This is a genomic window from Candidatus Binatia bacterium (assembly GCA_023150935.1).
Taxonomy (GTDB): domain Bacteria; phylum Desulfobacterota; class Binatia; order HRBIN30; family HRBIN30; genus JAKLJW01.
The window spans coordinates 1-14,228 of sequence record JAKLJW010000006.1 but is presented as its reverse complement, the minus strand read 5'-3'; the positions used below and the strand labels follow the sequence as shown (position 1 = coordinate 14,228).

8 protein-coding genes are annotated in these 14,228 nt (G+C 67.8%); 2 read left to right on the top strand and 6 right to left on the bottom strand.

The genetic code is table 11. From position 1 onward, the window contains the following. Nucleotides 1-24: 24 nt before the first annotated feature. Genes L6Q96_05880 through L6Q96_05870 form a run of 3 tightly spaced genes read right to left on the bottom strand, consistent with a single transcriptional unit; the run spans nucleotide 25 to nucleotide 2,939 of the window. Nucleotides 25-1,281, bottom strand: a complete 1,257-nt coding sequence (locus tag L6Q96_05880; protein ID MCK6554100.1) for an acyl-CoA dehydrogenase family protein — start codon at nucleotides 1,279-1,281, stop codon at nucleotides 25-27. Between the two features lie 55 nt (nucleotides 1,282-1,336). After that, the gene (locus L6Q96_05875) at nucleotides 1,337-2,134 is read right to left on the bottom strand and encodes a thioesterase family protein (protein MCK6554099.1); all 798 of its coding nucleotides are present in this window, start codon (nucleotides 2,132-2,134) and stop codon (nucleotides 1,337-1,339) included. A gap of 25 nt (nucleotides 2,135-2,159) precedes the next feature. After that, nucleotides 2,160-2,939: an enoyl-CoA hydratase/isomerase gene (locus tag L6Q96_05870; protein ID MCK6554098.1), complete on the bottom strand. Its 780-nt coding sequence runs from the start codon at nucleotides 2,937-2,939 to the stop codon at nucleotides 2,160-2,162. A gap of 564 nt (nucleotides 2,940-3,503) precedes the next feature. Here L6Q96_05870 and L6Q96_05865 point away from each other — a divergent pair. Both L6Q96_05865 and L6Q96_05860 read left to right on the top strand, forming a co-directional pair. After that, nucleotides 3,504-5,333, top strand: a complete 1,830-nt coding sequence (locus tag L6Q96_05865; protein ID MCK6554097.1) for a right-handed parallel beta-helix repeat-containing protein — start codon at nucleotides 3,504-3,506, stop codon at nucleotides 5,331-5,333. Nucleotides 5,334-5,365: 32 nt separating this feature from the next. Then, a complete protein-coding gene (locus L6Q96_05860; protein MCK6554096.1) occupies nucleotides 5,366-7,090 on the top strand; it encodes a YncE family protein in 1,725 nt (574 codons plus the stop codon). Between the two features lie 46 nt (nucleotides 7,091-7,136). On the opposite strand, the gene L6Q96_05855 is transcribed toward L6Q96_05860, so the two are convergent. The 3 genes from L6Q96_05855 to L6Q96_05845 all read right to left on the bottom strand — a co-directional run. Beyond that, the gene (locus L6Q96_05855; protein ID MCK6554095.1) at nucleotides 7,137-7,592 is read right to left on the bottom strand and encodes a gluconate 2-dehydrogenase subunit 3 family protein; all 456 of its coding nucleotides are present in this window, start codon (nucleotides 7,590-7,592) and stop codon (nucleotides 7,137-7,139) included. 24 nt (nucleotides 7,593-7,616) lie between these two features. After that, a complete protein-coding gene (locus L6Q96_05850) occupies nucleotides 7,617-9,221 on the bottom strand; it encodes a GMC family oxidoreductase (GenBank protein ID MCK6554094.1) in 1,605 nt (534 codons plus the stop codon). Nucleotides 9,222-9,313: 92 nt separating this feature from the next. Next, on the bottom strand, nucleotides 9,314-14,228 hold a 4,915-nt coding region (locus L6Q96_05845; GenBank protein ID MCK6554093.1), incomplete at its 5' end, for a glycosyl transferase.

Genomic DNA, 14,228 nt, shown 5'->3' with positions numbered 1-14,228 from the left:
GCTCCCCAGCCCTTGCCCCAGCCCTTACCCTTTCCCGCTGCCCGAGGCCAATTCGTTGGGCGCGTCGGTGCGGAACTCCGGATCGAACCGCCGCAACTCGCGCCGGGCAATGACCATCTTGTGAACTTCGTCCGGCCCGTCGGCGAGACGCAGCGTGCGAATGTGGGCGTACATGCGCGCCAGCGGGAAGTCCTGGCACACCCCGCCGCCGCCGTGCACCTGAATAGCCCGGTCGATGATCTTCAGGGCGACGTTCGGGGCCGCCACCTTGATCGCCGCCACTTCCGTCCGGGCGCCCTTGTTGCCGGCGGTGTCCATCAGCCACGCCGTCTTCATGGTCAGCAACCGGATCATCTCGATCTCGACGCGCGCTTCCGCGATCCAATCCTGGATGTTCGCCCGTTCGGCGACGCGGCGGCCGAAGGTCGTACGGTTGAGCGCCCGCCGGCACATGAGGTCAAGGGCGCGTTCCGCGGCCCCGATGGTGCGCATGCAGTGATGGATGCGGCCCGGCCCGAGGCGTGCCTGACTGATGAGAAAGCCGTCACCCTCGGTGCCGACGAGGTTCGAGGCCGGGACCCGGACGTTGTCGTAGACGACTTCGCCGTGCCCTTCCTGGTCGACGTAGCCGAAAACCGTCAGGTTGCGCTGCACGGTCACGCCGGGCGTGTCCACCGGTACGAGCACCATGCTTTGCTGCCGGTGCGTGGGGGCCGACGGGTCGGTTTTCCCCATCGTGATCATGATCTTGCAGTTGGGATGGTAGATGTTCGAGGTCCACCACTTGCGGCCGTTGAGCACGTAGTGGTCGCCGTGCCGTTCGATGCGCATGGCGATATTGGTGGCGTCGGAGCTGGCCACCCCGGGTTCGGTCATGCCGAACGCGGAACGGATCTCGCCGTCGAGCAGCGGACGGAGCCATTGCTGCTGCTGTGCCGGAGTGCCGAACATCGTCAGCACTTCCATGTTGCCGGTGTCGGGGGCCGAGCAGTTGCAGGTTTCCGAGGCGATCGGGCTGCGACCCATGATTTCGGCGAGCGGGGCGTACTCGGCGTTCTTCAGACCGGGGCCCCACTCCTTGTGGGGATGGAAGAGGTTCCAGAGTCCGCGCCGCTTCGCTTCGGCCTTGAGCTCTTCCATAATCGGAGGATGCCCGTGCGGGTCGCCGCCGGCGAGCAGTTGCTCCTCGTACACGGATTCGTTCGGGTAGATGTGCGATTCCATGAACGCCAGGAGGCGTTCCCGGTACTCCTTGCAGCGATCGCTCAGCGAGAAATCCATCGGGCGAGTCTATAACAAGGCGGTCGATAGGGGACAACGAACGGCGGGCAGCGAATCACTCGCGTCGGGCGCGAATGACCACTTCCTGCGACACCGTCGCCACGTGCCGGCCGGCGGCATCGAAGATCGAACCGATCGACAGGCCGCGCGTGCCGGTAAGGCCGCGACAGGCGAAATCGTGCAGGTGCCAGTCGACCGCCCGTGTCGGGTAGTGGAACCAGATGGCGTGATCGAGGCTGGCGTTCCAGAAGCGCCGCTCGGTCGAGCCCGGCGGCGGTCGCAGCGGATGACGGGCCACGACGGCATCCGTGGGCAGGTCGTCCGACAAGTAGGCGATGCCGCAGGCGTTGAGCAGCGGATCGTCCCCGAGATCTTCCGTCAGGCGCATCCAGGCGCCGACCCGGCCCGGGCCGATGTCCTCGGGCAGGAAGCGCCGTTCCACGAGGGAACCCCAGGCGTCCGCGCTCAGTCCCGCCGGCCCTGCCACCGGCGGTATTGCCTCGGTCTGCACGTCGGCCCCCGCTTCCGGCGTCTGGAACGAGGCGGACATGTTCAGGATAGCGCCGATCGACTGCCGCGCCACGACGCGCCGGGTGAGGAAGCTGCGGCCGTTGCGAATGCGGTCCACTTCGAGTCGAATCGGTTCGGTGGCGTCGCCGCGACGAATGAAGTAGGCGTGCAACGAGTGCACCTGAAAGCCGGTGTCGATCGTCAGCGAGGCCGCCCGCAGGGCCTGCGCGACGATCTGACCGCCGTACAGCCCGCCCCAGGGGTACTGAGGCCCGGTGCCGACGAAGGTGTCGGGCCCGTGCGGCTCGAGGTCCATCATGGTGCGGAAATCGACGGAATTCATCGTGCTTAGAAACCTCTCCCCAACCTCATTCCCCCGTGAACTTCGCCGGCCGCTTTTCGTAGAACGCCATGACGCCCTCGCGGAAGTCCTGGGTGTTGCCGGCGGCGTCTTGCATGCGCGCTTCGAGATCGAGCTGCTGCTCGTAGGCATTGGTCCATGTGCTCCAGTACAAACGCCTGATCAGGCCGAGCGCGCGCGGGCCGTCGGCGAGGCGGCGCGCCAGCTCCATGGCGCCTGCCATCAAGGCCTCGCGATCGTCGTAAAGGCGATTGATGAGGCCCCACTCGTAAGCCTTATCGGCGGGCAGCCGCTCGGCGAGCATCGACAATTCCACGGCCCGGCCCCAGCCAATGAGCCGCGGCAGCAGGAAAGTCGCGCCGCCGTCCGGCACCAGGCCGATCTTCGCGAAGGCTTGCAGGAAGTAGGCGTCCTTCGAGGCGCATACCATGTCGGCCATGAGGGCGAAGCTCATGCCCACCCCGGCAGCGGCGCCGTGGACGGCGGTCACCATCGGCATGTCGAGATCGCGCAGCATGCAGAAGATCGGATGGTAGCGCGTGCGCAGCACCTCGGCGGCACTGGTGCGAATGGCGCGATCGGTCAGGTTGGCCCCGGAACAGAAGGCGCGCCCCTCGCCCGTCAACAGCAAGCAACGCACTGCCGTTCCCTTCGCGCCAACCTCGCGCAACGCCGCAAGCATATCGTCGAGCATCTGCCCGCCAATGGCGTTCAGAACCTCGGGGTGATTGAACTTGAGGACGGCAACCTTGCCGTCGAAGTCGAGTGAAACGCGCTCGTAACCCATGGTGTGCCCTCTCCGGCGGCCGGCGCCGCAACTGGGTGGATGAGTTCAGGTACCGGAAGAGCCCAGGTACGGCAATCGGGGGGCGTCGCGTATACCAGTCGTGTCCGGTCTCTACCGCGGGTTCAGGCGTCGCCGAGTTGAGCGACGAGCGCATCGAGGTCCTCGATGAGGCGCTTACCTATGGCGAGCCACCGGGTCGGATGTCCGGACCCTGCCTGACGACGGCTGGAGCACCCGGCCGTGGGTTCGGGGCCGCAGGGGTCTGGCAAGCCGGGTGATGGACGCCAATGGCGTTCGGCACCTTGGGTTCATGTGGCGCCCGGGCGAGGAGAACGCCGTTGACAAGTCCCGTCCGTGGCAGGATTGTTCTCACAGGGCGGCAGCAAGGGCACCACGGGAGGTTCCTGTGAGTGATCGTCAGATCGTCCTTCCGATCGCGCCCGTCTTGATGTTACTCGTCTTGGCGCCGGTTCCGACTCAAGCTGCAAAGCCGCCTGCACGATCTTTCGCGGAGACCCCGGGCCGGTCGTCGTCATTCCGCAGCAGCACAATACCGACGGGTTCGTGATCCAGGGCGGAGTAAGGAACCTGGAGGTCGAGAACTTCACCTTCCAGCCGAGCGGGAGCATGCTCTTCAATGACACCCTGAAGGTTGGTGGGAACGCCAGCAACATCGTCATCAAGAACGTCATTGTCGAAGGCGCCCACCAGTTGGGCATGAGGATCGGCGGTTGCAGCGGCGTCCTCGTGGATGGCGGAAGGGTTCAGGGTAGCGCCGGCAACGGCTTTCTGATCAGCGGTACGTCGGCAGCACCGACCTCCGACATTGTGTTTCGCGCGGCGCAAGCCATCCAGTGCGCGCGGGACGGCTTCGTGGTCCCCTCGGCAAACAACCGGGTGTCGAACCTCACCTTCGACCGCACCGTTGCGACCGGCAACGGTGCCGTGGGCGGCGACGACGGCTACGACATTCAGGCAGCGCCGGCCCCGACGCCGACCCCGTTGAGCGCGCCCGTTGCCCGCTTCCTGGACGCGGAGGCAACGGGGAACGGGCAGAACGGTTTCAAAGTCAGCATGTCGGCCCAGCTCGAAAACGTCTATGCCGCGAACAACACCAATGCTGGGGTAGCCGTCGGCCCACCAGCGGGCTCGGCGCCGTCGACCGTGGTCGGCGAGGTGACGGTCCTGACTAGCACGATCCGGAACACCGCAAGCCCAAACCCGCGGATCCAAGCTGGGGGGAACGATAGTCGGGTACTTGGCTTCAACCTCCGTATCCACAACACGATCATCACGGGTAGTAACTCGATCATGTGGGTGTACTCCAAGAAGTATACGGGGTCGGGAAACCCACCTGACGGGTCGGGCGGCGAAATCCGCTGGACCCGCGACGTCGTGGCGCGGGCGGATGCCGGTCCGCGGGTGCGTTACTTCGACCGCGCGGGAACGCCGCGCGACTGCAGCTCCGATCAGACCCTCGGCATGTGCGACGCAGTAGGTGACTGCGATTACGACTTCTCGGTGGCCGTGGACGAGATCTTGATCATGACGGGCATCGCCAATGGCCTGCAACCGCTCTCCGCTTGTTATCAGGGGGATCTCAACGGCGACCGGACGGTAACGGTGGACGAAATCATTGCTGCCGTGGGGGCCGCCAACGACTTCGACGTGCACGACCGCACGCAGACGAGCCTGCCGTCTTTCCAGGGGGATGGCCGACACCTTACGACGAGCAGCGCAGGCTCCAATTGGGGACTGCCGCCGAGCAGCTTCGCGCCGCTGCCAGTATGTCGGGCGGGTTGCTGCGATGCTGACGCCCACGGGCGACCCGAGCCGGGCGGTGGCGCCTACGACATCGGGGCATATGAAGGGACAGGGGCCCAGGCAAAGGTCTCAGCATGCCTCAATGTGGCACCGGGCCAGTGCATCACCTGCACAGCGATGGCGACGGCCGAGGGGCCCGCTGCTCCATTGGTCACGCTCGCGGTCGACTCCGTTTCCACGTGCGCGGAGCGAGTCGTGGAAGTCCCGATCGCGATGTACGGCGGAGAGGCAGCGGTGCATGGTGTCCAATTCGACCTGCTCTACGACGCGTCATCGCTGAGCCCGGCCGATCCCCTTATGGCGTGCGTGCCCGGCGAGTCAGATTACCGCGGGGGCGCCCACACCAACCTCGTTCACGACGGGCGACTCCGGGTCATTGTCTTCGACAGCGGTGGCACCGTGCTGCACGATGGCACCTTAGTAACGTGTCGCTTCGAGATCGTTGGCAGCGCGGGCGAGAAATCCTCTCTCGCGATTGCCAAACCCATCGTGGCCGGCCGGCTAGGCCGAGTTCTCGAAAGCGCGGCCACGGAAGGGTACGTCCGTATCGGTGGCGAGTGCGGTGAGTGAACCCTGAAACAACCGGCGAAAGTGAGCCTCACATGGAAGCCTTCAAGCGGTCTTGCTTCTTGGTCCTTATCGCCGCTGCCGCGCCGGTCCTGGCGGTGTCGACAGCCGCGCCGACGGTCGCTGGGGACGTTTGTGCGTATGTCGCCAACAGTGGAGCGGATTACGTCACCGTCATCGATGCTGAGAGGCTGGCGGTCGTTGCTACCATAGACGTCGGAGGGGCACCCCGCGGCGTGGCGGTGGATCCGAACGGGCGCTTCGTCTACGTCACGGACGGCGAGCGGCTCTGGGTGGTATCCGGGGACACGTACGAGCCGGTCGACGCCGTGCAGGTCCGTTCGTGTCCCACGAGTCTTACCGTCAGCGCGGACGGCAGCGTCGCGTACGTGGTCGATGCGTGCGAGGACTTCGTCTCGATCGTCGACCTCGCCTCCCGCTCGCTCATTAAGTCGATCCAGTTTCCGCTCGGCGCCAAGAGCTTCTGGGACTGGACGAACGTGAAGGTCGCCGCAAGCCGCGATGGGGGGCGCCTCTACGCGCCACTGCCATGGGGCCTTCGCGGCGGCGTGGCCGTCGTCGACGTGAACAGCGGCGCGGTGGTTGAGACGATCCCGTTCCTCCCAGACCTGGAACGACCCATCGCGACAGGCGTGGTGCTGGCTCCCGATGACCGAACCGCGTACGTGCTGCTCAGGGACGGTTTCGGCGCGGTTCCGATCCTCGATGTGGTAACCGCTTCTTCGATTGCCCACGTCGAGATCCCCCCCCACGGTACCACGCCATACGCGCTGGCCCTCGCACCGGATGGTGGCCGCCTCTATGTTGCAAGCGACAACGGCATTGGCAGGCTGCACGCCATCGACACGTCTACGAAGCAGATCGGCAGCCTCGATCTGGGTGTGGCCGTCACGGCACTGGCGGTGACCCCGGACGGCCACGCCGTGTTCGCGCCGGAGGCTGGAGGATCGGTGCTCGCGGTTGACACGAGCACGCTGACCGTCACCGCACGGATTCCCGGCTGGAACTATCCCCGCGATATTGCCGTCGGGCGTATGGCCGGGCCGTGCCGTCCCGCGGACCACACGCCGCGGCCAACGCCGACGCCCACCCCCACCTTCACGCTGACACCCACGAAGGCCCCGACCCCGCACTGCCCGGGCGGCACACCATGCCTGCAGGTCGGGTCGACCACGGGACCTGCCGGGGGTACCGGCACGATCACGGTGACCCTCACCACGGCAGGCGCTCCGCTATTCGCCATCCAGAACGACCTGGTGTTCGATCCCCGCCTGCAGGTCGGGGACTGCCGCCGGGGCCCGGAAACAGGCAGCATCGGCCGCGGGTTCACGGTCGGTACGGGCTGGTTGCGGGCGATCCTGCTGAGCTCCGACGCCGAGTTCTTCGGCAACCCCCACACCCTGTACACGTGTACGGTGTCGACCCCCGATGGGCTACCCCCGGGGGCCTACCCGCTGCTTGCCACCCAGGTCGTCGGCTCGGACGTGCGCGGGCAACGGATCGACGTGGCGGCCGCCGACGGCAGCGTAGAGGTCATCCAGTCCGGTGGTCAGCCGCTCGAGGCAGGCGGCGGCGCGGGCTCGCGCGCTCCCGGCAGCGGCGGGTGCCACGTCGGCGCAGCGGAGGGCACCGGACCGGGCTGGCTGATCATGCTGCTCGGGGCAGCGGGAGTCTGCTGGCGTCGGCGCCGGAGGCATGCCGCAGTCATGCCCGGGTGCCGTTCTTCGTGGTCTTCGTGACCTTCGTGGCTAATCCTTATCTGTTACTTCGTCTGTCACATCACGCCTAACAGCGGCGATAGAGCGTCGGCCGCGCCCGCACCGGATCGAGCAGCGTGAGGTCGCCGATCTCGACCTCGTAACCCTTCGGGTGCGGCGGACGTGGTTCGAGGCCGAGCGCGCTCACGACGCGCGGGTGCTGGTAGTACGCAATGTACGCGTGCAGGGTCAGCGGCAGGACAAAGCCCTGCTCGCCGAGTAGCGTGACCTTGTCCGCACCGTTTAGATCGGGAAAGCCGCGGCCGAAACGGCGGCGCGCGGCGTCGTCGAGATCCTTCAGACCCTCGACGACCATCGCGTGCAGCATCGGGGCGGTGCGCAGGGCGGCTTCCACCGCTCCGGCCAGATCGAGCTGGCCGGCGGCGGGCAGATCCGCGTCCGGCCGCGCCGGGATGAGCTCGTCGAGCACGCTTGCGAGCAGGCACAAATTCACGGATTCAGGGGCGGCGACGTGGTCGGTCATGGCGTGCGCTTGCTCCGGCCGTTCTCAGTCGAACAGGTTCGCCAGGTTCTTCTTCATCGTGTCGCCGATGTGGAGTGCCAGCGCCTGGATGGTGTTGGTCGGATTCACGCCCGCGGCGGTGACGAAGATGCTGCCGTCGACGATGAACAGATTGCGCACATCGTGACAGCGGCCCCACTCGTTGACCACCGACGCGCGCGGATCGGTGCCCATGCGCGCCGTGCCCATGAGGTGCCAGCCCGCCAGCGCCAGCGGCGCCTCGACGACGGTGTCCCTGGCCCCGGCTGCTGCCAGCACCTCCTGTGCCCGCGCCACCGCGTGAGCGAGCATCGTCCGGGTGTTGTCCCCGAGACGATAGGTGACCTTCGGGGCCGGAATCCCGTGGCCGTCGACCAGCGTCGGATCGAGCGTGACGCGGTTGGTCGGTTCGGGCAGGTCCTCGCAAATCGCCACCATGCCCGCCATGCGGTCGAACAGGCCGGCATAGGCGCGGTGATGCTCGGCGCCCCACGGCAGGCGCCCGTTGTTGAGGGCCCACATGGCCGTCATCACCGGTCCGAACCCCCGTGTGATCTCCAGGGAATAACCGCGCACGAAACCCCGGGCACGGTCCGTCTCGTAAAACTCCTGACTCATGATGCAGCAGCCGGTCGGGCCCTTGTAACCCTCGATCGGTTCGTCGAACACGCCGAGCACCATGGCGTACGGGTGCAACATCAGGTTCTTGCCGACCAGGCCGCTGCGGTTGGCCAGCCCGTCGGGGAACTGTTGCGAACGCGAGTTGAGCAGCAGGCGCGGTGTGCCGATGCCGTTGCACGCCAGCACGACGACGTGCGCGGGCTGATAGCGCTCGCTGCCATCGGCGTCGTAATACACCGCGCCGGTGGCCATGCCGGTGGCGTCGACCGCGATCTCGCGCACCCGGCAGCGCGTCCGCACGCGCACCCCGCGCCGCACCGCCTCGGGCCAGTAAGTGATGTCGGTACTCGCTTTGGCCCCCTGCGGACAGCCGAACAGGCAGGTCCCCGCATGGACGCAGGCGGCGCGGCCTTCGTAATCCTGCGTGGCAATCGCACTGTCCGACGGCCACCAGTGCCAGCCCAGACGATTGAACCCGCGGGCAAGCATTTCGCCGTACTTACCCAACGCCACCGGCGGCAACGGCAATTCCTTCGGCGGATACGCCGGGTCGCCGGCCAGCCCGGCCACGCCCATCATGCGGGCGTTCAGGTCGTAGTACGGCTCCAGGCGGGCGTAGTCGATCGGCCAGTCGTCGGCAACGCCATCGAGCGTGCGCACGCGGAAGTCGGAGGGGTGGAAGCGCGGGAAATGGGCGGCGTAAAGAATGGTGCTGCCGCCGACGGCGTTGAACATCGCGGCCTGAATGGGCGATTCCGAGTCGTTGACGGGATAGTCTTCCGGCCGTTGCCGAACATTCGGGCTTACCGCGAAATCGCCGAGGTGGCGCGCCTCCCAATCCATCGCCGTCGGCGGGTAACGCGCCGGGTCCATCCAGTCGCCCTGCTCCAGGCAGAGGATGTTCATGCGCGTGTCGGCCAGGCTCCACGCCAGGGCCGCCCCGGCGGCACCGGCACCGACGATCAGGACATCCACGGATTCTTGCGCCATTCGACATCGGCCCCCGATCGCGCGGGAGTGTGCCCGAACGCCGGCTGCCAAACAACGCCGGGGCGATCGCCGCCGGCCGATCTCCATCGCGATCAGCCGAGGACCACGCGGACGCGATGGCGGGCGCCATCGTCCGCCAGGGGGATACGCGCGCCGGGACCGGGCAGCGTCGCGCCGTCTAGCTCGGCCCGAGCGACGCCGCGGCTGACACCCAAAGGGTTCTCGACCACGATCTCGTAGCGAGCCGACTTGTAGCGATACACGACCTCGAAGCCGGACCAGGCGTGCGGGATGCAGGGGTCGAGGAGCAGTGTCGTGCCGCGGACGCGAAACCCGAGGATCGCCTCCAGACCGGCCCGGTACAGCCATCCGGCCGAGCCGGTGTACCACGTCCAGCCGCCGCGCCCGATGTGTGGCGGTTGGCCGTAGACGTCGGCGCAGGCGACGTACGGTTCTACCTTGTAGCGGTGCATCGCGACGCGCGAGGTGGCGTGGTTGATGGGGTTGACCAGTGAAAACAGCTCTCCGGCACGGTCGCCGTCCCCGAGCATTGCAAAGGCGATCACCGACCAGGCGGCGGCGTGGGTATACTGGCCGCCGTTCTCGCGGATGCCGGGGGGATATCCCTTGACGTACCCCGGATCGAGGGGGGTCTGGTCGAACGGCGGCGCGAAGAGCAGGACGAGTCCCGCATCGCGCCGCACAAGGTGCTCGTCCACGGCGGCCATGGCCCGCGCCGCCCGTTCCGGGTCGCCCGTTCCGGAAAGCACCGCCCACGACTGCGCGACCGAATCTATACGGCACTCGGCGTTGGTGGCCGACCCGAGCGGCGTGCCGTCGTCGAAGTAGGCCCGGCGGTACCAGCCGCCATCCCATGCCCCGTGTTCCAGTGCCGCACCGACGGCCGCCGCGTGGCGCCGCCAGGCCGTCGCCCGCACTGCCTCGCCCCGACGCTCGGCGATCGGCGCAAAACCGGTGAGCGTCGCGCACAGGAACCAACCGAGCCAGACGCTCTCGCCCTGACCGGCGTGACCGACACGGTTCATGCCGTCGTTCCAGTCTCCGGTGCCAATCAGGGGTAGCCCATGCGCCCCCACCGCCAGACTCCGGTCAAGCGCGCGCGCACAGTGCTCGAACACGGTTGCGGTTTCGTCGCCGCCGCGCGGGCAGAAGTACGCGTCGTCCTCGCCGTCGCCCAGAGTCGGTCCCTCGAGTAGAGGCACCACCTCGTCCAGAACGCCGGCGTCTTCCGTCACCTCGATGTAATGGGTAACGGCATAGGGTAACCAGATCGCGTCGTCGGACACCCGAGTCCGAACTCCCTGGCCCGAGGGTGGCAGCCACCAGTGCTGGACGTCGCCTTCGGCGAACTGCCGCGCCGCGGCGCGCAGGAGGTGTGCGCGCATCAGCGCCGGCTGCGTGAGCACAAGCGCCATGACGTCCTGGAGTTGGTCGCGGAAGCCGTACGCACCGCTCGCCTGGTAGAAGGCCGAACGCGCCCACAGGCGGCAGGCGAGGGTCTGGTAGAGCAGCCAGCGGTTGAGCAGGAGGTCCATCGACCGATCCGGCGTGCGCACCTGCACCGTGCCGAGGACGTCGTCCCAGTGGCGCGTCACCGCCCCGAGCACTTCGTCAAGGTCGGAGGTGCGGTAGCGTCGAATCAGGGCCCGCGCGTCAGTTCGGCTTGCCGCCTCGCCGAGGAACACGACGATCTCGGCGACCGCACCAGGGCGGAGATCCACCCGGGTCTGCAGCGCTCCGCAGGGGTCCAGCCCGGCACCGACCCGGTTCGACAGCATCGCACCGTCGGCGAGTGCTGCCGGCTGTGCGAGCGTGCCGTGGCGACCGATGAACTCCGTGCGGTCACCGGTGCATGCGATCTGCTGGCCGGCGAGGTCGGCGAAAGCGACGCGCCGGCCGAAGTCGTTGCTCCAGGGGTTGCGCGCGAGCAGGGCCCCGGTCTCCGCATCGATTTCGGATACCACGTGGGGCGCCGTAGTGCCGCGTGAGGAGCCGAGCACCCACTCCACGTATGCCGTGATCGAGAGTCGTCGCGCGCGACCCGAGTTGTTACGCACCGTCAGGCGCGAGATTTTGATCGGGTCGTCGATCGCAACATACTGCACCAACTCTAGCTCCAGCCCGTGGGCGCTGTGCTCGAAGCGGCTGTAGCCATGGCCGTGCCGGCACAGGTAGCGCGAGGTTTCGACGCGAATCGGCAGCGCGGTGGGCCCCCAGAGCGCGCCGGTGTCGTCGTCGCGGACGTAGATAACCTCGCCCGGTCGGTCGCTCACGGGATCGTTCGACCACGCCGTCAACTGGTGCTCGCGGCTGTTGGCGGCCCACGTGTAGCCGGCGCCCTCGGCGGACACCTGGAAGCCGAACGACGGATTGGCGACGACGTTAATCCAGGGGGCGGGCGTCCACTGTCCCGCGCCGAGGACGACCACATACTCCTGCCCGCCGGCGGCAAACCCGCCGAGGCCGTTGTAGAACTCGAGCGGCGGCGCTCCACTGGCGGGCGCCGGGCCGGACGACGCGACGCGCCCGGCATCTCGCGTCACCGGTGGAAACGCAATCCGTGCCAGTGAGCGTCGAGCATCAGGGAGCGCGGCCCCGGGGGGGGCGGCGAGCGCCGCGGCCTCCAGGTGTTCGAGCTGTTCGGCGAGGCTGCCGCGACGACTGAGCAAGACCGCGCGCGCCACCGTCCGGAGCAGGCTGTAAGCCTCGCCTGACAGCAGGTCCGAGCGCAGGACAAAGACGCTGCCACGCGCGCCCTCGCCGTAGGACCGCGGCCGCGACTGGCTGGCTCGCACGGCTGCGTCGAGTGCCCCTTGCAGCTCCTGGGTGTACGACGTCGACCGTTCGTTCAGAACGACGAGGTCGACGGCCAGCAGCTTCAGCCGCCAGTACTCGTGGGCCCGGAGAAGCTGCCGGACGATAGCGAGATCGTCGACCTCGTCGATGCGCACCAGGACGATCGGGAGGTCGCCGGAGATGCCGTGTGCCCAGAGCGTCGATGGACCGCTTTCGCTGCGCGCGAGGACTGCCGATGACGGGCGGAGCGCCGGGTTGGCGTAAAGGACGTGGTTGGCAAGCGACTGGAACAGGTGGGCTTCTTCGGGGCCGACACCGAGATGATGAAGCTGAACCTGCGCCTGGGTCCACGTCAGGGTGGCAGCCCGATCGAAGGCGGCGGCATCGAGGTGTTTGTCGGCCAGGTCGAGCGCCTCGCCGCGTGACTGTGCAACCAGGGTCCAGAAGGCCACACGCACGGTTGCGCCCGGGGGAATCCGGACGCGTTGGCGCAGACTGAAGACGGGATCGAGCACGACACCCGCCGTATTGGAGAGCGGCTGCCCGTCGAGGAGGGCGACCGCCGTGCGAACCTCGCGGCCGCGTCCCAGAAACCGGGCCCGGTCGGTCTCGAACTGTAGGGTGCCGACGCCGGCGCCCTCGACGACGGCCAGGTGCGCCGCCCAGACTTCGGGCTCGTCCGGCGACCGCCGGCGGCGCGTCGCGAGGAGCGCGCCGACGGTGGGGACGAATTCCGTTTGCACGAAGAGCTTCGCAAACGCCGGATGGGCGGCGTCGGCCGCCGGCGGCGCCAAAACGATCTCGGCGTAGGAGGTAAGCTCGATGTCGCGCGGGCGGCTGCCGAGGTTCGAAAGCGACACGCGGCGGACCTCGGCGTCGGCTTCGGGAGAGACCGCCACGGCGAGCGTCGTCGCTATCGTCCCGTCGCGGCGGCCGATCTCGACCCGGTCTTCGGCGAACTCCACGTGATAACTGTCCGGCTCGACGCCGCACGGTTGGTAGGCCGCCGACCACACATCCCCACTCTGAACGTCGCGTAGAAAGACGTACGTACCCCAGGCGTCGCACGTGACATCCTCCCGCCAGCGTGTCACCGCCAGATCGCGCCAACGGCTGTAACCGGAACCGGCTGCAGTAAGCATCACGGCGTAGCGGCCATTGGAGAGGATGTGCGTGCGTGGCACCGGGTCATGCGGGGTGTCGTACTGGCGCGGCGTCGGGGGCACGATGGCGCGAAGGTTGACGGCGGCAACCACCTCTTCGGCGCGCGGGCGGGCGACCGCAACATCGCGTGGGCAGCGTTCGTGCAGCAAGAGCTCCGTCGCCTGGACGATGGGTTCGGCGTGAAACCGTGTGCGCATCGCGCCGTCGTGAAGTGTGTTGTCGAGGGCGACCAACGTCATGCCCTGATGGTGGGCCATGTAGGCGCGCACAATGGCCACCGGCTCGCCTTCGGGTAGCCGCGCCGGCGTGTAGTCCAACGCCTCGTAGTAGCCGAAGTCCCCACGACCCCCGCTGTGGGCGAGGCGGGCAAAGTTGCGTGTGGCCGCCTCCGGGTCCACCATCGCCGCGAGTGCCGTCGCGTATGGCGCAACGACGGCGTCCGCGCTGAGTCCGCGCTTGAGGCCGAGGCCGGGAACCCCGAAGTTCGAGTACTGATACGTAAGTGCCAGATCGCGCGCATTGTAGGCCGACTCCGAAATCCCCCACGGCACGCCGAGCGTGGCGCCGTAGCCGATCTGCCGGCGGACGACGAGGCGGCCCGTCTGTTCAAGGAGGCTGCGCGCCGGCGCGCGCATCACGAGTGAGGGCATCAGATACTCGAACATCGAGCCCGACCAGGAGATCAGCGCCGAGCCGCGGTCGACCGGCGTCAGCGCGCGCCCGAGGCGGAACCAGTGCCGGGCCGGCACGTCCCCCTTGGCGATGGCCACAAAGCTGGCCAGCCGCGCTTCCGAGGCGAGCAGGTCATAACAGCTCGGATCGAGACAGCCGTCGGCGACCTGATACCCGATCGAGAGCAGATGCCGGCCAGAATCGAAAAGGAAGCGGAAGTCCATGGCATCGAACATGAGTCGCGCCTGCTCTGCCAGGCCGTTGAGGCGGCGCTCCAGCTCGCGCGCCGCGCCGGCGGAGCGCGCGAGCGCGCCGGCGAGGGCGTCCGTGGAACCGGCGGGCGCGGCGCCGTCG

What these genes read in the sequence shown, in the direction of transcription:
- L6Q96_05850 (MCK6554094.1), bottom strand. Translation starts at nt 9,221, where the DNA reads ATGGCGCAAGAATCCGTGGATGTCCTGATCGTCGGTGCCGGTGCCGCC.
- L6Q96_05880 (MCK6554100.1), bottom strand. Translation starts at nt 1,281, where the DNA reads ATGGATTTCTCGCTGAGCGATCGCTGCAAGGAGTACCGGGAACGCCTC.
- L6Q96_05860 (MCK6554096.1), top strand. Translation starts at nt 5,366, where the DNA reads ATGGAAGCCTTCAAGCGGTCTTGCTTCTTGGTCCTTATCGCCGCTGCC.
- L6Q96_05870 (MCK6554098.1), bottom strand. Translation starts at nt 2,939, where the DNA reads ATGGGTTACGAGCGCGTTTCACTCGACTTCGACGGCAAGGTTGCCGTC.
- L6Q96_05875 (MCK6554099.1), bottom strand. Translation starts at nt 2,134, where the DNA reads ATGAATTCCGTCGATTTCCGCACCATGATGGACCTCGAGCCGCACGGG.
- L6Q96_05855 (MCK6554095.1), bottom strand. Translation starts at nt 7,592, where the DNA reads ATGACCGACCACGTCGCCGCCCCTGAATCCGTGAATTTGTGCCTGCTC.